Here is a 22,201-nt window from a genome sequence, read left to right on the forward strand (position 1 = left end):
ATTTTCGATTTTCGATTTGGGATTGATTCCACGGATAAATCACGTGGCGGGTATCACATGAAGAAATTCGCTTGTCAGAAAAAGCCTTTACTCTTTCGGGATTGGAAGGTGATTTGCTCCTCGGCGGCAAAGAATTTCAGCTTTTGGGCGATCGCATTTATCGCTGGTACGTAACAGGACTTTCAAAGCCCGTAGTGCAGTGGCTGAGTCAGTGGCTGCACAATTTGCCCCAAGAGATAGATTTGCGAAATGCTCCGCTGCTAATTCGCTCTTGGGATATTGCTTTTGCTCCCACAAATTACCAGCAATTATTAACAGCCGAACGCCCATTTTTGCCCACCATCAAACTTATTTTTGTGACTCCTACAAGCTTTCGTAGCAAAGGCAATCACTTCCCTTTGCCAGTTACCGAAAATGTTTTTCACAGCTATTTGCGCCGCTGGAATAACTTTTAGGTGGTAAATTTTTACCAAGCATAATTTTTGAACTGGATTGATAAAAATGCAATTATTAGCCGCCACGAATTGGAGTCGCAAAAGGTAGCGGCGGGCAAAAAAGGTATGGTAACGGGATTCACTGGGGCGGTGGAATTTGGGCTAGGGCGATCGGCTCACAATCGCCCTGATTTTGTACAGTTATTTTATGCTTTGGGGCGGTTAGCGCCTTACTGCGGCATCGGCTACAAAACAACTTTTGGATTGGGACAAACGCGATCGCAATGGTTGACAGAAGCCCTACCTGAAGTGTCGATACAAAGCGTATTGGCGGCGCGAATAGAGGAATTGACACAGAAGTTTATGGCGCACAGAAAACGTAAAGGTGGAAGTCGCGCTGCTGAGATTGCGGAAACTTGGGCAACGATTTTGGCGCGCCGGGAATTGGGGGAATCTTTGCTGGATATTGCTGCTGATTTGGAAATGCCTTATGAAACTGTGAAAACTTACGTGAAGTTGGCAAGAAGGGCTGTGAAAGTGGAGGATTAGCGCGAATTTGTTGACTGTTGACTGTTGACTGTTGACTACTGACTGATGACTGCTGACTAATGACTCTTAGGAATGAGAATTAAATAACTTCCACTCTTGAAAGTGGGACGGGCGGGACGCCCATCCCACAATAACAATTAAAATTGTAAGTTATTTAATTCGCGATCCTTAGTGAATAGATATATGTCGTCTCGCTGATATTTTAGTTGAAATTGAGGGGTGTTTTTTAGTTGAGTTACTAAGTTTTTAACAAAAGCTCGATCGCTCATCCAGCCAGGATATCTGAGGTTCAGCAATACATAATCAAATTCTGCGAGATTTGCAGGTGGCGCGTTAGCCTGAGTTAATTTTACCACAGGGCGGTGCGCTAAGTGCGGAGCAATCTGAGCATTTGTTAAAACACTGCCTTTGGTTTCCACAATAGAAATTGCCTCTTTGGTAGCCGGCAAAGTGTCGATCCCCTTTAAATAAATAGTCCAAAAATAGCCGTATTTCGCTAAAGCTAAGAAAGCAATCAACGACCAAATTACAATGACTCTAGGCAAGGGATAATTAGGAAGTGGCAATCTCTCAAATATTGTTTTTCCCTTTTGCTGATTGGTAGCTGCCAAACTGGAAATTACGGCTACCAACAAAAACGGCAATATCGGCACAGAATATTGATGAATTAAATCCCGCTGAGCGGGGATATCGGAAAGAATATTCATCGCCAACATCGGCACAGCACTAATTAAAGATGACAGATGACGCGGGGACAGCCACCAAATTATAGGTAATAGCAATAACGCTAAATATCCAAAAGTATCTAAAGAAAACAAACGCCCTAAAACTAGATTTGGTTTCACTATTAAATTAATAGCAATTTCAAAAACAGAGTTTCCCAAATATTGATATCGCCCGATACCCGCGTGTTCTCTTCCCTGATTAAAATACGGTATAACTGCCTGAGTAACTACCAGAAACCAACCCGCGCCTAGAAAGAGAGCTATGAGCCCACAATTGCGTTTTTTGTCAAAACACAACAGCCACAAACCCATCGCAGCCACAGTTAAAGATAGCACGGCTTTGCAGCTCAAAACTAATACAATAGCAGCACAAAACCACAAGGTTTTATTCAGCCTCGCGGCTAAGATTGCTGCTAGCAATGCTGGTAAAGCAATTACTTCTGGGTGGAAGTCGAAGAGGTTGACATTAAATACTGCGGGATAAAGCAGATATACGGCTGAAATTGCAATTGCTTTTTGTTCGTTTAATCCGGCTTGACGTGCCAAACTCCAACTCGGCCAAGCGCCTAAAGCTAGGGAAACAGCTTGTACTAAAAAAAGCCAGTGAACATCTGGATATATTTTGTAAAGTAAAGCTAGTGGATAGAAAATAAAAGCGGCGTGGTCGCCCCAAATATTGATTGCCATTAAAGAGGAAAATGGCGTTTGATTTTGGGAGATTAAATAAATTGCTTGGTCAAAAATTGCTAAGTCGAATGCAGTTGACTGAAACAAAGCGTGCCGCGCGCTGCTGGCGGTAAATAAGACTATCGTTGTCACGACAATCATTAAAAATACTGGATGAGTTTTTAGGAATTTTAAAGTTCGCATTTTATTATTTAATCAGCGATTCGTTTAAATAGCATAACTTCGTTTTTTTGATAAGTTAATTTAAAATCGGGAGACTTTTTCAGTTGCTTTGCTAAGGTATCACCAAGTTTTTCAGTATCAGGCCAGGGATGGCGCAGGTTTAATAATATGTATTGAAATTCAGCTAAATTTGTTTGGGGCGAAATTTGTGACAGCAATTTTACTATTGGGCGGTGGGCAAAGTGAGGGGCAAGTCTATTATCGGTTAAAATACTGCTTTGGGGTTGGACTTGTGCGACTGCTTCGCGTGTAGCTTGCCAGGTATCTAGTCTATTTAGGTACAGATAAAAATCTTTATATTCGCCCACACCCAGGAAAATTAGTAATGACCAAATTATCATGATTCTCGGCAATTGAATTCCCCGCCAAAGTTTAGAAATTCGGAAGTTTTTAATTTGTGGCAGATTCACCCATGTTAAAAACTGTTGCTTATTTGCTTGATATTCTTCCTTGTTGCCTTTTATTTCTTCCCTCTTCCTGGTTTCTTCCTTCGCGATTACTGCTAAAAATAAAAAGGGAATTACAGGTACTGAATACTGATAGGCTAAGCTGCGTTGAAATGGCAAGTCAGAGAGGATATTGATCAGGAGGGTAGGGAGGGCAGGAATTAGCGCTGTTAGATATTGTATCCGTAGTTTGCCCGAAAATGGCAATAGCAGCCAAATCACAGGTAAGGTGAGGAGAAATAAATATTTGAATGTATCGAAGGAAAGAATTTTTCCTAATACTAACTGTGGTTTTAATATGAGATTGATGATAATTTCTAGTACGGATTTTCCTAAATAGCTGTAGCGCCCGACTCCAGCGACTTCGCTGCCGCTAAAGAAGGGGATTATTTTCTGGGAAGCTATCAAAAACCAAGCTGCACCTAGCAAAAGTGCGATCGCCCCGTACCGTTGCTTTTTTTCGCAAAAAAACAGCCAGAAACCCATAGCAGCAACGGTTATGGACAAAACCGCCTTGCAACTGAGAACTAACACAATAGCGGTACAAAACCACACAATTTTATTTAAACGCGCTGCCAAAATTGCGGCAAAAAGTGCGGGTAAAGCGATTACTTCCGGGTGAAAATCAAATAAATTGATGTTAAATACCACCGGATAGAGCAAATAAATCAATGCGATCGCACGGGATTGTTCTTGATTCAAACCTGCCAAACGCGCTAAACTCCAGGTAGGCCAAGCCCCCAGGGATAATGCAACTGCTTGTACCAACAGCAGCCAATGCACATCTGGGTAAATTTTGTACAGCAAAGCTAGCGGATAATAGATTACCGCTGCGTGATCGCCCAAAATATGAATCCCCATTAAAGAAGAAAAAGGCGTTTGGTTTTGGCTGATTAAGTAAATTGCTTGGTCAAAAATTCCCAAATCGAAAGCAGTTGATTGGAATAAAGCGTGGCGTAAACTGCTACACAACAAGAAAATTGCCGCAGCAGTCGCGATCGCCCAAACCAAACTCGACGGTAGCTGGGATCGACCTTCATCTATATTTTCGGCGATCGAGACACTGATGTCCTCACGGTCATCAGCAAAATTTTCCCTATTCTGCATGAAATCTGGCACCTTGTGGTCAATCGATTTTAGATTTTAGATCTTAGATTTTAGATCGAAGCATTGACCCCACGGATAAATTCGGGGGCTCCTTTATCGGATACAGGTTTTTTATTTCTGGACGGATGAATCACGTGGCGGGTATCCTGGATGCTTTCGGTCACTCAAAATATGATTCCATCGAATGTGCTTTCCACGCAATAGTTAACCACTAATTTTTATCCCCGCAATCGTAATATTAGAATAATCCACAAAACCTTAAAAAATTGTGAAAGCAATAACTCTTCTCGGATCCACAGGCTCGATCGGCACTCAGACTCTGGATATTGTAGCTCAATACCCCGATCAATTTCGGATTGTCGGGTTAACCGCCGGACGAAATGTAACGTTGCTGGCCCAGCAAATTCGCCAGTTTCGACCGGAAATTGTCGCGATTTGCGACGAAGATCAATTACTGGAATTGAAGGAGGCGATCGCAGACATCGACCCTCAACCTATTTTACTTGCTGGCGAGTCAGGCGTTGTCGAAGTTGCCCAATACGGTGACGCTCAAGCCGTCGTCACTGGCATAGTTGGCTGTGCCGGTTTGCTGCCAACAATTGCGGCTATCAAAGCAGGCAAAGATATCGCCTTAGCCAATAAAGAAACATTAATCGCTGGGGGCCCGGTTGTCAACCCCTTAATCGAAAAATACGGCGTTAAAATATTACCTGCTGACTCGGAACATTCGGCAATTTTTCAGTGCCTCCAAGGTGTTATGGTTGGCGGGTTGCGGCGAATTATTCTCACTGCTTCGGGGGGTTCTTTTCGAGATTTGCCGATCGACAAATTAGCAGGAGTAACAGTAGCCGATGCTTTGAAACATCCAAATTGGTCGATGGGGCAGAAAATCACGATCGATTCTGCTACTTTGATGAATAAAGGATTAGAAGTCATCGAGGCTCATTACTTATTCGGAATGGATTATGACGACATTGATATTGTCATCCATCCTCAGAGCATAATTCACTCGTTAATTGAGTTGCAAGATACCTCGGTTTTGGCGCAATTGGGATGGCCGGATATGCGTTTGCCGCTGCTTTACGCTTTGTCTTGGCCGGAGCGAATTCATACAGATTGGGAACGGCTCGATTTGGTAAAAGCTGGGGATTTAACTTTCCGAGAACCAGACCACGAAAAGTATCCTTGTATGCAGTTGGCTTATGCGGCGGGACGTGCGGGCGGTTCGATGCCTGCGGTGCTGAATGCGGCAAACGAACAGGCGGTAGCGCTATTTTTGCAGGAGAAGATTCAGTTTTTGGATATTCCGAAGTTGATTGAGAAGGCGTGCGACAAACATCAAGCCGATAACTGTGAAAGTCCTGGTTTAGACGATATTTTGGCTGCGGATAGGTGGGCGCGGCAGGAAGTTTTGGCAGATAGTATGGAATTGGGCGATCGTATTCTTTCGGTTCGCTAATTCTATCAGCCGACTTGCACTTACCCACAAGCCCTAGGAGTGCATTAATTCCTCGTCTCATAGAAGACAGTCGGTTGAAACTTATATCTTGCACCATTCTCAATAAGCCTTTTAGGAACAGGCAAGATGCCTGTTCCACAAGAAAATTCACTCTTTGTGGAACAGGCATCTTGCCTGTTGCTGATACTGGTGCAATATCAGAGTTGAAACAGACTGCCGAACCTTGATAAATATCCAGTCCTCTTCAGAGGACTTTAGCTATGAGACAGGGGTTTCAACCCCTGACGGACTATGCCAAAAAGTGCAAAATATCGGCAAAACCATATTAAAGCTTGACCTGATTTTAGTTTTTTATTGACTAACTCCCAACTTGTGCCGCAAAATCAGCCGCACTCATCTTTTCGTACATTTCAAAAGGTTGGTGAATCCAAGGATTGTCCGCCAAATAATCTACATAATAATCCGGCTTTGCAACAGAACAAGCCTTGTACCAGAGTACAGCAGTCCGAATTTCCTGAATATCCTCGCCGTAGCGATTCTTGAGCCAAGCGATACCTTGCTCTAAACTAATTCCCGAATCCACCAAATCGTCAACCAGGAGAATGCTGCTGCCCAAATTATCGCCCACCATTGTCAAATCGCGGGCAAACTCGATCGCGCCCCGGACATTTCCCTCGGCCCCACCATAGGACGAGGCCGCTAAAATCGCCAGAGGTTTGTCGAAAATCCGCGACAGAGTATCTCCAACCCGCAGCCCTCCCCTCGCCAGACAGACAATTCGATCGAATTTCCACTGAGATTCCTCAATTTTTACAGCCAAATCCTCAATTTTCCGATGGTACTCAGCCCAAGAAACGTAAAGGTCACTCATTCCTAATATTATTTAAATATCAAAGGTATTATTAAATATTTTGGGGAAAATGACATGGATGCAGATGAACTTCTCAGACGGTATGCAGCCGGAGAACGGGTTTTTCACAAAGTAGACCTGAGCGGTGCCAATATGTCAAGGACAAATTTGCGCGATATTGACCTGAGTCACGCTAATTTAAAAGGTGCAAATTCGATCGGTCTCACCCTATACAGAGCTAATCTGTATCAAGCAGATATCAGTCAAGCCAACCTCTCCCAAGCCAACCTCATGTCCGCTAATTTTGGCGAATGCGAGGCGGTGGGAGCGAACTTGAGCGGAGCCATCTTGCGGAGTGTCGTCTTCAGTGGAGCCGATTTAACGGGGGCGAGTCTCAGGGGTGCAGACATGAGAGATGCAAACCTTCAGGGGGCAATTTTGATTCAAGTTTATGCAGTTAACGCTAACTTGCAAGGTGCCAACTTGACAGAAGTAAAGCTTTGCGGAATCAACCTGAGCAAAGCAAATTTAACCGATGCAAACTTAACACAAGCTGACCTCAGCCGTGCTAACCTAACTCAAGCAAATCTGAGTTGGGCTAATTTGACGGAAGCAAATCTGGAAAAAGCTGATTTGAAGGGAGCCGATTTGAGTGGAGCTAACTTGAGCTGTGCAAATCTCCATCAAGCAGATTTGAGCGGAGTTTCCCTTAAGGGAGCAAATCTCCGGGGAGCAAACTTGCATCAAGCTTCTTTGCGTGGGACTAATTTGGATGAAGCGAATCTGAGAGAGGCCATGATGCCTGACGGCACAATCTGTGACTAAATAAGCTGAGAAAATAGAAGTTAAAACGGCAGGGTGCCTATGGCGCACCCTACATTTAGGCTAATGCCTAATTTTTTTAAGGGGATTTAATTCTGCCTTCAAGTGACAGTGCATTTAAAGAGTAGTGGCAAAAAATTTAGCACCGAGTTTAATCTACAACTTTCAGCCAGCCCCGGCGAACTGCGTGGAGCAAGCGGTTGATGGCTGTTTGATCTTCTTCGGTAAGACAGTCATTTAACAGCGCTGTCTTGAGCTGTTGTCGGTGAGTGGGAGTCAGCAGACCGGAGTGATATACCTGAAAGACTAGCTCTGCAATAGTAAATTGAGGTAACAGCGTTTGGGTTGTCATCATGTGTTTTTTTTTGAACTCACTTTTGACAGTATTAACTAATTTTTCCAAAATTTATGTGATTCAACTACGGGAGTAAATGTGATCGATTGGCTCTTGATGAGTGATTTGTGTCAGCCGGACTAGGGGATCGGATATTTCCTCGATAGCCCTGGCACTGTAAACACAAACCCCGTCCCGATTTCTCGCTTTTGGCAACTCCGAAATCTCTACTTTTGGTTAAGAAACGGTGACAAATAAATTAAGATTTATCTATTAAGGAATGAGAATTAAATAACTTCCACTCTTGAAAGTGGGATGGGCGTCCCGCCCGTCCACTCATGACGGGCAGGACGCCCATCCCACAATAACAATTAAAATTGTAAGTTATTTAATTCGCGATCCTAAGAGATTACTAATGACTGCTAGCTAAATCGCATGGCTTAATTGAAGGTACAACTTTTAGCCTGTTTAGGAACCCGCTTTTACCTACATTTACCTAGTTTCTTGGTGTGGTCTTTGTTCCGTGGATATACTTAATAACCCGCCCAAAGACAGATACAAGTTTCCGATAGGAGTGGGCATCGATCCAAAATTTTAAGCTCTAGTTCAAGCTCCCAGATTCATATGTGAAGTCAATCTAAAATCTAAAATCTAAAATCTAAAATCTAAAATCGACTGGCTGCTTCCAATCAAAAATCCCGGCTTCTTCAAGAAACCGGTTCGAGTTTTTCGATCGCACTACAATTTTTTTTTGGAGAGGGTTAATGGATCGACCTACTCACTTCAATCTTATTGTTGGCAAAGCTTGACAGGAGAGAAAGTAAAAATACTCATCTCAACTTTTTGTGTGAGGAGACTAATCGGAAATCCTGACCCATCCGCGGCGGATGGCGTGCAGCAGGCGGTTGACTGCATCTCTGGCATCTTCGCTGAGAGCGCTTTGGCAGAGTTCGCGCAATCCGTGGCTTTGAGTGCGAGTCAGATTGCCTGAATTGGTGACTTGATAGAACAGTTCAGCGATCGCCCGATCGGATTTTAAAGTCAGAGCTTGCATGAAATCTCGTTGAACTCGACTATTATAATATCGAGCATTTGACAAAAGAGTAGGGTGATTGCAGTCGGCTAAGCTGTGCGATCGTTCTTGGCTCGATTTGTGACCGAAGTCTACCAGTATACGTGATTTAAATCACAGCAAACCCAATACCTCGATCGCATAAGCTATGATTGGGGTGGTAGCCTCCAGGTTTGACAAAACCTCGAAAAGCCCTGAACGCAAGGCTTTGAGTTGCCAATACCGCCGCGCAGCAGGAGTAATTCCGCTCAACATTGCAGGCTATGGACTTGCATAGCTGTGAAACTTTTGGTTTAAGACACTTGCAGCTTGTGGCTCAGGGCATAAAGTTGCGATCGGCGAGCCACCGCCTGAGATACAATAATTATAAATACTTCTATCCCATCTATAGACAGGGAGGTCAAAAAATGATAATGATTAGCTACTTTTCTATTGCCTTAATCGTTTTTCTTGTTTGGTTCAAAAGTTTTTGGAATGATACTGCGACATCTAAAAAAGACGTGATATCTTGGATAGCCTTAATAATCGGCCCTCTGTTTTGGCCTGTTGTTCTGCCCCTATCCCTTTTGCAAATTACTAGCAAAAAGTCTGTTGTACAAACAGCTCAATGCGAGCAAAAATTATAATAACTTTTGGAAGTAACTGGCTTCAACACACTCGCTTATCTCTTCCTAAATTATTCGGCGTGCATCGCTTTTGGCAGCGAGTAATTTATCTTGTTTCATACTAAAAAAATGCAGCTAGAAGGTAGAATCAAATAAAAATTCTGAATCCTAAAACAGTATTTTTTTACCGCTATCAAATTCTGCCTTCTGCTTTTTGATCCAGCCCAAAAACGGATACAAGTTTCCGACAGGAGTCGGCTGCTGCCCTAAATTTTAGGATCTTGTTCAAGCTCTCCGATTCATCTGTGGCATAAATCTCAAATCTCCAATCGTTGAACTAAGCGAGATTGACGCACGCCCTAGCCCACGTATCACGCCAAAGTCTCCAATTGACTGATGCCTAATTTTCTTCTGTCACATCGTGAATTAACGGTGCGGCTCAGTCAATCGATTGCGCGATTTTAGATTTTAGATTTTAGATTTTAGATTTTAGATTTGAAGCATTGACTTGCGCGAGATAAATTCGGGGGTTCCTTTATCGGATACAGGTTTTTTATTTCTGGGTACTGAGTCTGCTTTCGGAATGAATCACGTGGCGGGTATCCTGGATGCTTTCAGTTAAAATTGTTCCGGCAAAATTGTCAGACTCACATTGTCGAACAACGACCGCAAAATTTTTTTACTCAAAAATTATCTGCCACCTCAACCAAGCTCAAAATAAATATGTAATGTAACATGGCCTGTTGCTTGCAAAAATATAACTTCAGACATATTTTCGTCGGTCGCTGACCAACTTAAGAATTTTCATTACTTCCGACCACTGCGTACCATTAATCGAAGGTGGGAAAATCCTGGCGAGGCGTGGAAAAACAGCTAGACTCTTTGCCATTTAAGCTTTTCGGGATCCCTTTATTCAAATCGTAGCAGCTCTAAGCAGGAAATTGTAGAGTTCGTTTGCGCCCAAAATCCCTAACTCTTACCGCAGTTAGATAGACAATTCAAGGCAGAGACTGCAATATGAAATAGGCAACCAAAACTGTTTCAAGTCTCAAGTACGACTTATTTTTGGCGATCGGGCATCAGGAGTGTATAACGCGAGCCAGCTAAATTTTTGGAAGTACGAGATGTTTGGGAACTTCAAAAAAAAAGTGCCGTCACGGTATCCAAATTAGTTATTTGCATAAAAAGTAGGAGTCAAAATGAACGAAGTATCTGAGAAACCAATTTATAGAGTTCTTCATCTATTGTCGCTGCTAGCGCTGGCATACTATGGAGCTACTTCCATCAATTATATTTTCGAGAGTGACTCTCACGCTCACATCTACAAGTACGACAGCCAGAGCAATTATAACGCCTCACCAGCGCAACTAGAAGCACACCGCTAGGAATAAGTAGAGATTTTCTCTGAATGACTGCCGGCTCAAATTTCGGGGAATTGGCTAATCGTTAATGATCGGCTCGAAGTTAACAACCATTAGTAAAAAAGTCTTTGCTAAAAACTCAATATTTTCACTCACAGGTATTAGCCATCGAATGTACCGCAAAAATTAACTATTTAATTTGTTCTCAAAATAGACCAGAGTGATGAAAGGATGGCCAAGCATTTTCATCAGTAAGAGCCTTAAGAGCTTTAGTAATCGCTTCATCAAGAACATTTGAAGGTGGATATGCTTCAAAAGGGAAAATCGCTTGGATTTTTGCCCACTACAGCTCGATGGGAGATAAATCCGGCGAGTATCGAGGTAAGAATTTTACATTGGCTTTGATAGATGCCATCAAAAAATTGACGGCTTCAGCATTCATGATAAACAGGTAAATTATTCATAACTACAATGGGGCTAACCCATAACTGGGGCAGGATTCGCCAGCAGCCCAAAAATTTATATCCTAGTTCCAGTTCCCAGATTCATCTGTGGACTAAATCTAAAATCTAAAATCTAAAATCTAAAATCTAGTGACATTACCCTCACAAATCTACCGGCCCACCGTTGATCCCAACTTTTGACCAAAAGACGATCGCGCTACATTGTCTGATTGTGCGGATGGATGCGGATCGTGGTTGAAATGACGGATGGGGGTTGAAAAACTGGGTTTTTAGCCAAAATTCTATATTGAGCGTGAGGGATTTGGCTGGAAACATCAAGGCGATGAGGCTCAAAAGTTCGTCCGGGACTGTATTGGGAGCCACTTTTGATTGAATCCGGCCTCCAGCGTGCGTGGGCTTGCTTTCAAAGCGAGTTACAAACTTTTGATTTCTGGGGAACTATTGGCGAAAATCAAAAGTCTGGTCAAGTACAGTGTACTTAAAAAAATCGCAGCTCAGTTCCAGCCTCATTGCGGGCGATCGAACTCTCCGGCGATGACAGGGCCCGCGGGCCCGGTGCAACTTCTCAATCTTGAGAGCATACTTCCATTAAAAATGGTCTCTGTGTATCTTCCGGGTATTGTTTTAATAATGACTAGCCATATCGATGGTCATTATGGTAAACTCGCAAACGTTTAAGTGGAATATTTTCGTGTTAGAGGAGGCAGTGGTGGAGTCGAGAGTCAAAAGCAGGAAACAACCGAGATTTGCTGCTCAACGAATACAGGATTCAACTCGCGCTCCCAGGCTCGCTGCTGACAATTTAAATTACATGACAGCTTATAGCAGCCGGGTCAATTAGGGTCTCAACCGATGTCCGGTTTCATTTATTGAATCCCTTTGGAGGGAAAAGTGTATTGTAGAAAAATGATTGATCTTTTAGGAGGAGTGTAAATGACACAGGTAACAAATCCAACAACACCAACTACACAACCAGGCGGTGTCGGTGGCGGTGGCTCAACCATTATTGGCACCCCCGTAGGCGCTAACAGGTTGAACGGCAGCCCCGGCAGCGATATCATTCTGACTTTTGAGGCCGCTGATGTCATCGCTGGTGGCACTGGCAACGACCTGATTATATCGGGTGGCAACAATGATAGTGTCGGCGGCGGCGACGGCAACGATACCGTCATTTCAGGCAGCGGCAACGATGTGGTCGCTGGCGTTAGCGGCGATGACTTAATCTTTGGCGGTAAAGGGAATGACCTGGTAGACGGTGGCGATGGCAACGACTTGGTTTCTGGCGACAGAGGCAACGACACTGTACTTGGCGGAAGTGGCAGCGATACAGTCTTTGGTGGCCAAGGCAACGATCTTGTCAGCGGTGGCGATGGCAACGACACTCTCTACGGCGGTAAAGAAAACGATACTGTCGATGGTGGCGCTGGCAATGACTTGATCTCTGGCGACAGAGGCAGCGATGTCCTGATCGGCGGTGCTGGCAGCGATACGTTCTACTTCGCGAGTGCTGGTGGCGATTTCGGCGTAGACACGATCACTGACTTTACCCCAGGCGAAGATAAGATCCGCTTGAAACAGGGCGGTGTGTTCGCTGGCTTGGGCAGCAGCTTCGAGGCAAGCGAGTTTGTCGTCGTTTCTAATTTCAACGAAGCTACTCCAGGAACAGCCACGACGAACAAGTTGGTCTACGACCCAACAAGCGGTAAGTTGTTCTTCAACGGCGCCAGCGGAGTGCTAACTGTTGCTCAATTGCAGCCTGGCCTGACTATTACCTCGAACAACTTCGAGTTGTTCTAAAACAACTGGCAGTTGTGGGGCAGCACCGGATAAGATTCGGGGCTGTTCTCACAAAGCCGGTAGTTTTAAAGGATTTCAACCTCACTCTGCTACAAGCGGGGTGAGGTTGAAATCTTCAATGCAGGAACTGAAGCAGGGGCAGTTAAAAAAAATCGATCGACAGTTATTGATAAAATTAACCGATCGCCCGATCGGGCAAAATATAAATAGAAAGTTTTTAAATTAGAATTTCTAGGTTTTACTGAAGCGGTAAAGAAACCGCAACTGCACCGCTAGCAATGAGCACTGAAGAATATATCCGGCAAGCCCAAATTTATTTGAACCGGGGGAAGTTAACTGAGGCGATCGAGTTTTGCAACAAGGCGATCGAACTTCAACCGTTTTCGCCCTCGGCTTACACGACTTTAGGGGAAATTCTCGAAGCTCAAGGCGATCCGACGGCGGCAAGAGACGCTTTTGTGCAAGCTTTGGAGATTTCGCCCCAGTTTTTTCTGGCTCATGCTTATTTGGGTCAACTTTACAGCGACTATGCGTGGCTGGATGAGGCGGTTTTTCACTACCGACAAGCTCTGGATTTGAAACCAGATTGGGCCCAAGTTCATTATAACTTGGGAAATATTTTTCACAAGCAGGGTAATTTGTTGGGGGCGATCGACTGTTACCGAAAGGCGATCGCCCAAAAACCGGATTATCTCGATGCTTTATACAATCTGGCTGTGGTTTTAGGTGAAAATAGTCAGCTCGAAGCGGCAATGGATACCTACCGACAGGCGATCGCTCTAAAGCCGGATTACGTGGAAGCTTACAGCAATCTGGGTGTGATTTTGCTCAAGGACGATCGGGCTGCTGAGGCGATCGAGGTTTACCAGCGGGCGATCGAGATTAAGCCGGATTGGGCGACGCTGCACAATAATTTGGGTCAAGCCTTGCTGGACAAAAATCCCGATAGGGCGATCGCATCTTACCTCACAGCTATTGAGTTGGAGCCGGACATGGTTTTGGCTCACTACAATCTGGGGAAAGCGTGGCAATTGCAGGGGGAACATTCGGCGGCGCTTGCTTGTTTCGGTCGCGCGATCGAGCTCAATTCCGACTATATTTCAGGCTATACAGACGCCGGGTTTTCTTTGATGGTTTTGGGCAAAATTGCTGAAGCCATGCCTTATTTTGAGCGGGCAATAGCTCTGAAGCCTGATTTTGTTGAAGCCTACTGCCGCTTAGGAGACAGGCGCAGAGTTGCGGCGGTAGAAGATGATGAATTGTCCAGGGCGATCGCTGCGTGCGATCGATTTCTCACAGCATTGATGGGAACTTCGGCAACGGATTTTGTAGCGGATGTCACGGATGTCACGGATGTCACGGATGTCACGGATTTAACAGATTTAAAAGTAAATAAAAAAGATGGTGTGGCTAGATATTTGTCAAGTGCAGCTTGCGAATTACCTGTTGCTGAAATTTGCGATAATTTAGCCGAAATTTACTTGCATTTAGGAAATGCTTTAACAGAGTACGGCGGGCATGAATCTGCCACCGCTTATTATCAAAAAGCTTTGCAAATTCAGCCACAAAATGCAGAGATTTACTGGCGGGTGGGAAATTCCTTAGCCCAGCAAAAGCGGTTCATTGCAGCAATTGCCGTTTACCGCATGGCTTTGACGATTCAACCTGCTTTACCGCAGGTTTATTTTGAGTTGGCAAAACTGCTGGAAAAACAGGGGCGCTGGGAACGGGCGCTCGATTATTATCAAAAAGTTTTAGAGTTGCAATTGCACGGGTATGGGGAGCAGAAAGAGTGGAAAAAACTGAGTTTTATCTTGCCAGATAGCACTTCTATCAAACCTCCTGACGGTATTTATTTATCGAGTTGGGATTGGCTGGTTAATGCTAAGTTGGAGGCTGACAATTATGTGGAAATATTTTGGCAACCTGCACCCGAAGCAAGTGCAGAAAATATTCCGAATTCCCAATTTGCGAGATCCAATTCCCAATTGGCAAATTCCGATTGTGCGGGGTTAACTTGCGGGCTGTGTTTGCAGCGACTTTCTAAGTGGTTCGATCCGGTGCATTTGGGTTGGGGAATTTGCCGTTTGTCCAACTCGCAACCGCTACCTGTGGAGTCGCCCAAGACTTTTGTGGCGGCAATTCCCAACGGGCGAGTTTGGATTGTGCCGCAGGAAAATTATTGGCTGATTTGCAAGGCGATCGCTGTAATTACTCCTGACAATTATTTGTTGGCTGATGTGTCGAGAGATTATCCGGGATTTTTGCCGGGATGCGAAAAGCATGATGTGAGGAAACACAGCGTTTTTCAGTTAGAATCCTTTCCAGGTTTAAAGCAAATTGACGGTAGCGTGGCGGTGCTTTCGGGTTTGTCTGGAAATGTCTATTTTCACTGGATGGTTGACGTTTTGCCGAGGATAGAATTGCTGCGGCACAGCGGTAGGGATTTGGCGGAAATAGATTGGTTTTTGGTGAATAGTTGTCAGCACCAATTTCAGCGGGAAAGTCTAAGAATTCTGGGCATTCCAGAAGAGAAAGTCTTGGAGAGCGATCGCGTGCCTCACATTCAAGCAACCGAGTTGATTGTGCCGTCTTTTGCGGGATATTTGGGCTGGCCTTCTGGGTGGGCGATGGATTTTTTGAGGCGCGAGTTTCTCAAGGAAATTATACCTAGTTCGAGCTATCCCAAACGCATTTACATCAGCCGCAGCAAAGCAAGATATCGACGAGTTTTGAACGAGGAAGATGTGGTTGAGGTTTTGGAGAACTTTGGCTTTGTTTCAATTTTTCCTGAGTCGATGTCTTTGGCAGAGCAAATTGCTCATTTTTCCCACGCTGAGGTAATAGTTGCAGCCCACGGCAGCGGATTGACAAATACAATTTTTTGTGGCAAGGGAACTAAAGTAATTGAGTTGGTGTCGCCTCACTATATCAGCCATTATTACTGGGGAATCAGTCAATATTTGCAGTTGGAACATTACTTTTTAACGGGCGAGGCTTTTGAATGCTATCCTATTAGACAGTTGATGTATCAGAATTCGCTGACTGAGGATATTTTAGTGAACTTGAGTTCGCTGAAAAGGATGGTTGAGGTGGTGGGTTTGAGTTAGTTGGTGTCTGGAGCAAGTTTAATTATGCCCTCGATTGAGAAGATGGAAAAGGCAGCGGTTGATTTGAGTCGGCAAGCAGAAGTTTATTTAGCCGAAGGAAGGTTAAATGAGGCAGTTGCTGCTTGCGAGTCAGCGTTGAAAATTGAACCGAATTTGGCGGCAGCTTGTCAGACGCTGGGAAAGGTGATGCAGGTTCGAGGTGAAATCGAGCAAGCTAAGCAGTGGTATGAAGCGGCGATCGATCGCAATCCAAATTTGCCGGAAGTTTATGCTAATCTCGGCATTTTGTATTCTCAGGGGAAACAGTGGGAAAAGGCGATCGCCAATTGTGAAAAAGCGATTTCGCTAGCGCCGAATTTTGCTGCTGTTTATCGGCAGTTGGCGAGAATTTGGACGCAGTTGGAGAAGCGAGAAGAGGCGGCAGACTGTTGGTATCAAGCTTTTAATATTGAGCCGAATTGGGCAACTGCTGAGGAGCACGTCACTCTGGGAAATAGTTTGGTTGAATTGGGAAAGTTCGATCGCGCTATTGAATGTTATTCCCGGGCAATTGGGTTAAACCCGCAACTGGCAACAGCTTATCACAATTTGGGGGAAATGCTGATTGGCCAAAAACGGTGGGATGAGGCGATCGCCAATTACCGACAAGCCATTGCCATCAATCCAAATTCGTTTGAATCTTACCACAGTTTGGGTAAAACTTGGGCGGAGCGAGGAGAATTAGATCGGGCGATCGCCTGTTACCGCAAAAGCATCGAACTCAATCCAAATTATGCTCGTGCTTACGTGGGTTTAGGTAATGTTTTGGTGCAGAAGCGCGAGTTGGATGAAGCTATTAAATGTTACCGTCAGGCTCTTGAAATTAATGATAATTCCTACTGGGCATACAATTGTTTAGGGGAAGCTTTGGCTCAAAAACAACTGTGGCCAGAAGCTATTATTTGCTACCGCAAAGCTATTGAATTAAATCCCAATATTCCTTGGTTTTATGTCAATTTGGGAATTGCATTAACCAGTGAACAATCCTGGGATCAAGCTGTGGCTGCTTACCTGCACGCGGTTCAGATTGAGCCGAATTTGACGGGAATCAATCAGAGGTTGGGATATGTTTTGCGGAAGCGCAGCGAATCGGGTTTAGACAGCACAATCGCAACTTATTGTCAAGGTATCGAGGTACTTGCCAGCGGGAAAATTTACCACAACTTGCTGGGAATTGAGTTAGAAGGAGCAGAGTTTTATATAAATTTAGGCAATATTTTAGCGAAACAAAAGCTGTTGGAAGGTGCGATCGTATTTTATAGCATGGCACTGAAAATTGAACCCAATGCTGCGGAAGTTGTTGCAAAACTCCAGGAGGTTCGGGCGAAACAACAGGAGTTATACGCACAAATTGCCACTTACCGTCGCCAAATAGAAATCGATCCGAGCAATTCTCAGTCTTACAATGATTTAGGAAATATTTTACCCCAATTAGGGGAATTGGAAGAAGCAATTATTTGTCACCAAAAAGCAAGCGAATTGAGGAGTTGGCCTGAGTGTGCGGCGAAAGATTATCAATTTACCCAAGATTGGTTTACCCACAATATTCCTATTTGGAAACGGCATTTGCAGGAATTTACCGGGATTACGGATTTTCAAGTTGTGGAAATCGGCAGTTTTCAGGGAATGTCGGCTTGCTGGCTGCTGGATAATATTTTAACTCATCCGACGGCAAAGATTACTTGTATTGATTTGTATTTTCAACAACATTTTAAGGGCAATATTGTTAAAACGGGAGCAGCCGATCGGGTAATTGAATTAGAAGGTTACTCTCAAGATTTGTTAGTGAATTTAAATTCGGAATATTACGATGTTGCTTACATTGACGGCTGTCACAAACCCACAAGTGCTCTGCAAGATGCGATTTTATCTTGGAGGTTGGTGAAAGTTGGGGGCTTGATGATTTTTGATGATTACGAGTTTACGTTTCCCGACAGCCCGGAGCAAGATACTAAAATTGGGATAGATGTTTTTTTGGAGATGTTTGGAAGTCAGTTAGAAGTAGTACACAAAGGCTATCAACTGATTGTCCAAAAAATCGGCAATCAAAGTTTGGGCGCCGAGCAAACTTTGTTGTCTCTTGGTTGGGAAAAGTTGGGGGATATTGCGGCAAATGCGGGTTATTTGGATGAGGCGATCGCCCGCTATCAAACAGCTATTAAAATTAAGTCGGGCAACTACTTAACTTACCACAAGTTGGGTAAAGCTCTGCAAGAGAAAGAACTGTTTGAGGAAGCTCGGGCAGCTTACCAAGGGGCGATCGCACTCAACCCTAATTTTAGTTGGTCTTACCACTTTTTGGGGGAAACTTTGCAGGCGATCGAGGAACACGAGGAAGCCGCTGCTGCTTACCGCAAAGCTATTGAGTTAAATCCCAATTTTTGTTGGACTTACAACAATTTAGGCGATGTGCTGATGGAGCTTTCTGAGTGGGAGGAAGCTGCTGTTGCTTACCGCAAGTTAGTTGAACTAAATCCCGATTTTTGTTGGTCTTACGACAGATTAGGTAAGGCTTTGGTTGCACTGGAAAATTGGGGAGAAGCTGCCCTTGCTTACCGCAAGTTAGTGGAACTCAATCCCGATTTTTGTTGGTCTTACGACAGATTAGGTAAGGCTTTGATTGCATTGGAAAACTGGGAAGAAGCGGCGGCGGCTTACCGCAAAGCTATTGAATTAAATCCCGATGATTGTTGGTTGTACAATTGTTTGGGGGAAGTTCTGGAATTCCAAGAAAATTGGCCCGAAGCAGCAGTGGCTTTTGGTGGTGCTATTGAGCTAGAATCCGATCATAGTTGGCTGTACAAAAAGTTGGGTGATGCACTGCGGAATCAAGGGAAATTGGAAAGGGCGATCGCAATTTACGAAAAAGGTATCAATCTCGATCCAAAATCCTGTTGGTGTTACGAAGGATTGGGTTTGAGTTTAATGGCTAAACAGCAGTGGGAACCTGCAATCGCTAATTTAGTTCAAGCCCTGCAAATTAAACCCGATTTGTTTGAAGTTTACGATAACATAGGTTATGCTCTGGAACAAAAAGGAGAAGTCGATGAGAGCGAGCGGGGAGAATACAGCAATCAAATCTTACCCTTAAGAATTCTCAAAAAATACTGTGGGTTTACAGAAGATTTGATCGTTGCAGCAGAATCGAATCCGCACCTCACCTGCATTGACATCCATCCTGCGAGTCAAATTAATTTATCTGATTCCAAAACAATCGACAGCAGCCACAGATTTTGGGAGCATCAAAGTCATTCCAGAAAAGCTTTTGTTGCCGTATTGCCAAACGGACGAGCTTGGGCAGATGTGGTGACTACCGCCGTGATTACTTCAAACAATAAACTTGTTACTGATATTTCAATGGGTTGTGCTGAATTGGTAATCACTTCCGACAAATTGCCTCCCGCTGAACACGTCGATGGAAATGTGGCTTTTTTATCTGCTCGCTGGGGTGGAGCCGCTTATTTTCATTGGATGTTTGATGTGATTACGCGATTTGACCTTTTGCAGCGGAGCGGATTGATAGAAACTATAGATAAGTTTGTTGTCAATGCCTCGGATTCTTCCTATCAAGCAGAAACTTTAGAGATTTTAGGAATTCCTCAAGCTAAACTTTTAGAAAGTCGCTGCAATTTACACATTACCGCTGATAAATTAATAGTTCCTTCAATATCTTATGACGGATCTGGGGCAGTTTCAAAATGGAAGTGTGAATATCTAAAACAGACATTTTTAAATGAAAAACAGCCACTAAACACAGACTATTCAGAGCGAATTTATATCACCCGTAAACAAGCATCTTATCGGCGACTCGTCAACGAGGAAGAGGTAATTAAATACTTAGAAAAAATTGGGTTTCGCAGTGTCAAGTTAGAAACGATGTCGGTAGGGGAACAAGCATCATGTTTAGCTGCTGCTAAAGTAGTTATCGCACCTCACGGAGGGGGGTTGACTAATCTAGTTTTTTGCAGTCCGGGAACCAAGGTAATTGAGCTTTTTTCTCCCCTTTACGTGCCGCATTGTTATTGGATGATTAGCAATTTGTGCGGCCTGGAACATTACTATTTACTTGGCGAATTGGTGGATGACAAAATTCAGAAATGTCCGGGACATAAAGATATGCGGGTGGATTTGAACTCGCTGGAAAAATTACTGAGTCTTGCAGGAGTTTTGCATGGATAATAACTACCACAATTTGGGTAATTCCCTGCAAGAAAGCGGTCGGTTTGATGAGGCTGTTGCTGCTTACAAAAATGCTATTAAATTAAATCCTAATTTTTCTTGGTCTTATCACAGTTTGGGCGATGTTTTGCTGAAACTTGAAAAATGGGAGGAAGCTGTCGCTGCTTACAAAAAAGCTGTTGAGTTAAATCCAGATTTTTCCTGGTCTTATCACAATCTGGGCGATGCTTTGCTGAAACTTCGGCAATGGGAAGAAGCTGCTGTTGCTTACCGCTGCGAGATTTCACTCAAATCTGATTTTGCTTGGTCTTTTTGCAATTTAGGCGACGCTTTAACTAAACTCAAACAGTGGGATGAAGCTATCGCTACGTATTTAAAAGCTATTGAAATTGACGGAGATTTGCCGGGAAGTTACGAGAAGTTGGGATACGCTCTCGGACAAACAGAGTCTGATTTAAACTTAGTTTTAGAAGAATGTCAATTGCAAATTACACCGGAAAATAGGGATTTTTATTTGCAGTTAGGAAAGAATTTAGCCAAGTACGATCGCCCAAAAAGCGCAATTATTTTTTACCAAATGCTCTTGACAAAATTGCCTATTTGTGCAAGTCTGTCAGCGGAATTGGAGGAGTTGTTGCAGCAGCAAGAAAAGTGCGATCGCGCATTAGCGTCATCTCGCGCAACTGTCGCCCAAAAACCAGATGATTGCTGGTCTTATTATAATTTAGGTGCTGTTCTGAGCCACCAAAAATATTGGGAGGAAGCGGCGGCGGCATTTTTCCAAGCAATAGAAATAAATCCCGATCTTCCTTGGTGGTTTTATTACAATTTATGGGAAGTTTTTGTTAGGCAAAACAAGTTAGATGAAGTTGAAAATTTGTGCCGCGAAGTTGTTGCAGCTAAACCGGAGGCTTTTTGGCCTTATCTGAATTTGGGGGAAGTTTTGACGAGGCAAGGTAAAATTGCCGAGGCGATTAGCTGTTATCAAACTGTTAGTTTTAAACAAAGTTTTGCATCTATTATCAGTAAGAGAACAGGCAAGATGCCTGTTCCACAATCAGATACAGGCAAGATGCTTGTTCCACAAGCAGATACAGGCAAGATGCTTGTTCCACAAGCAGATACAGGCAAGATGCTTGTTCCACAAAATTGGAACTTAAAAGCCGTTAAAGTTCCTAACTTTATAATTATTGGTTCTCAGCGGTGCGGGACGACTTCTCTGTATACTTATTTAGCTCAACACCCGCAAATTTTGACTCCGATTAAAAAGGAGATGGATTTTTTTTCGTGGCACTTTGACAGAGGGATTGATTGGTATTTGGCTCATTTTCCCCCAATGCCTTCGGGAGAGGAATTTTTGACGGGCGAAGCAAGTCCGAGCTATTTTGACTATCGGGAAGCACCGGAACGTCTCTACACCGCGTTTCCAGAGGCTAAGCTGATTGTACTTTTGCGAAATCCGGTCGATCGGGCGATTTCTCAATTCTACCGCTTGACTGACTTAAATTGGGAAGCGCGATCGCTCGATCGAGTAATTAGCGATGAAATTGAACGGTTGAATCAAAATCCAGAATACATCATCGGCGAGGAACCGGGGAATTATTTAGCTCGCGGTAGGTACATAGAATTTATCAAAAACTGGCGGACTTTCTTTCCCCAAGAACAGTTGTTAATTTTGAAAAGCGAAGATTTTTATGCAGGTGCGGCGACAACCGTCAAGCAAGTTTTAGAATTCTTAGATTTGCCGGAATATCAATTGTCTCAATACCAAAATGCTAATCCCGGTTCTTACCAGCCGATCGATCGATCGGTTCGCGACAGGTTGAGCGATTATTTCCGACCTTACAATCAGGAATTAGAGCAATATTTTGGGAGGCAGTTTGATTGGGAATAAAGTTGAGCTAAAATTAGCTTCTTCGTTACTTAAGATCGCGAATTA

Annotated in this window: 13 protein-coding genes and 1 pseudogene; 8 read left to right on the forward strand and 6 right to left on the reverse strand. The window is 43.8% G+C overall.

Annotated features, from left to right (window positions below):
* Positions 1-194 precede the first annotated feature (194 nt).
* A pseudogene (cas6, locus tag QUB51_RS11345) lies at positions 195-983 on the forward strand (CRISPR system precrRNA processing endoribonuclease RAMP protein Cas6).
* 137 nt (positions 984-1,120) lie between these two features.
* Here cas6 and QUB51_RS11350 read toward each other — a convergent pair.
* Together QUB51_RS11350 and QUB51_RS11355 are read right to left on the reverse strand one after the other, a co-directional pair.
* Entirely contained in the window at positions 1,121-2,578 is a 1,458-nt protein-coding gene (locus QUB51_RS11350; protein WP_333056483.1) for a DUF2079 domain-containing protein, read from the reverse strand.
* A gap of 8 nt (positions 2,579-2,586) precedes the next feature.
* Positions 2,587-4,170, reverse strand: a complete 1,584-nt coding sequence (locus QUB51_RS11355) for a DUF2079 domain-containing protein (protein WP_333056484.1) — start codon at positions 4,168-4,170, stop codon at positions 2,587-2,589.
* Positions 4,171-4,438: 268 nt separating this feature from the next.
* Here QUB51_RS11355 and dxr point away from each other — a divergent pair, with 268 nt between their 5' ends.
* Positions 4,439-5,629 (forward strand): 1-deoxy-D-xylulose-5-phosphate reductoisomerase, encoded by a 1,191-nt coding sequence (gene dxr, locus QUB51_RS11360; RefSeq protein ID WP_333209211.1) that lies wholly within the window; start codon positions 4,439-4,441, stop codon positions 5,627-5,629.
* A gap of 358 nt (positions 5,630-5,987) precedes the next feature.
* On the opposite strand, the gene QUB51_RS11365 is transcribed toward dxr, so the two are convergent.
* Positions 5,988-6,500 (reverse strand): phosphoribosyltransferase family protein, encoded by a 513-nt coding sequence (locus tag QUB51_RS11365; protein WP_333056486.1) that lies wholly within the window; start codon positions 6,498-6,500, stop codon positions 5,988-5,990.
* 54 nt (positions 6,501-6,554) lie between these two features.
* Between QUB51_RS11365 and QUB51_RS11370 the strand changes: the two genes are divergently transcribed.
* Positions 6,555-7,304, forward strand: a complete 750-nt coding sequence (locus QUB51_RS11370; protein ID WP_333056487.1) for a pentapeptide repeat-containing protein — start codon at positions 6,555-6,557, stop codon at positions 7,302-7,304.
* Between the two features lie 148 nt (positions 7,305-7,452).
* On the opposite strand, the gene QUB51_RS11375 is transcribed toward QUB51_RS11370, so the two are convergent.
* The 3 genes from QUB51_RS11375 to QUB51_RS11385 all read right to left on the reverse strand — a co-directional run bounded on the left by QUB51_RS11375 (position 7,453) and on the right by QUB51_RS11385 (position 8,962).
* The gene (locus QUB51_RS11375; protein WP_333056545.1) at positions 7,453-7,653 is read right to left on the reverse strand and encodes a hypothetical protein; all 201 of its coding nucleotides are present in this window, start codon (positions 7,651-7,653) and stop codon (positions 7,453-7,455) included.
* An 838-nt stretch (positions 7,654-8,491) separates the two neighbouring features.
* On the reverse strand, positions 8,492-8,689 hold the full coding sequence (locus QUB51_RS11380; protein WP_333056488.1) for a hypothetical protein: 198 nt from the start codon (positions 8,687-8,689) through the stop codon (positions 8,492-8,494).
* Between the two features lie 132 nt (positions 8,690-8,821).
* Positions 8,822-8,962: a hypothetical protein gene (locus QUB51_RS11385; RefSeq protein ID WP_333056489.1), complete on the reverse strand. Its 141-nt coding sequence runs from the start codon at positions 8,960-8,962 to the stop codon at positions 8,822-8,824.
* Positions 8,963-10,511: 1,549 nt separating this feature from the next.
* Here QUB51_RS11385 and QUB51_RS11390 point away from each other — a divergent pair.
* The 5 genes from QUB51_RS11390 to QUB51_RS11410 all read left to right on the forward strand — a co-directional run bounded on the left by QUB51_RS11390 (position 10,512) and on the right by QUB51_RS11410 (position 22,156).
* The gene (locus QUB51_RS11390; protein WP_333056490.1) at positions 10,512-10,697 is read left to right on the forward strand and encodes a hypothetical protein; all 186 of its coding nucleotides are present in this window, start codon (positions 10,512-10,514) and stop codon (positions 10,695-10,697) included.
* 1,373 nt (positions 10,698-12,070) lie between these two features.
* Positions 12,071-12,934 (forward strand): calcium-binding protein, encoded by an 864-nt coding sequence (locus tag QUB51_RS11395; RefSeq protein ID WP_333056491.1) that lies wholly within the window; start codon positions 12,071-12,073, stop codon positions 12,932-12,934.
* A gap of 278 nt (positions 12,935-13,212) precedes the next feature.
* Positions 13,213-16,044, forward strand: a complete 2,832-nt coding sequence (locus tag QUB51_RS11400; RefSeq protein ID WP_333261456.1) for a tetratricopeptide repeat protein — start codon at positions 13,213-13,215, stop codon at positions 16,042-16,044.
* A gap of 24 nt (positions 16,045-16,068) precedes the next feature.
* The gene (locus QUB51_RS11405) at positions 16,069-20,262 is read left to right on the forward strand and encodes a tetratricopeptide repeat protein (RefSeq protein WP_333261459.1); all 4,194 of its coding nucleotides are present in this window, start codon (positions 16,069-16,071) and stop codon (positions 20,260-20,262) included.
* Positions 20,255-22,156, forward strand: a complete 1,902-nt coding sequence (locus tag QUB51_RS11410; protein ID WP_333261462.1) for a tetratricopeptide repeat protein — start codon at positions 20,255-20,257, stop codon at positions 22,154-22,156. The genes QUB51_RS11405 and QUB51_RS11410 overlap by 8 nt, the downstream gene beginning before the upstream one ends.
* The last annotated feature ends 45 nt before the right edge of the window (positions 22,157-22,201 follow it).

The organism is Microcoleus sp. AT8-A3, assembly GCF_036705675.1.
Taxonomy (GTDB): domain Bacteria; phylum Cyanobacteriota; class Cyanobacteriia; order Cyanobacteriales; family Microcoleaceae; genus Microcoleus.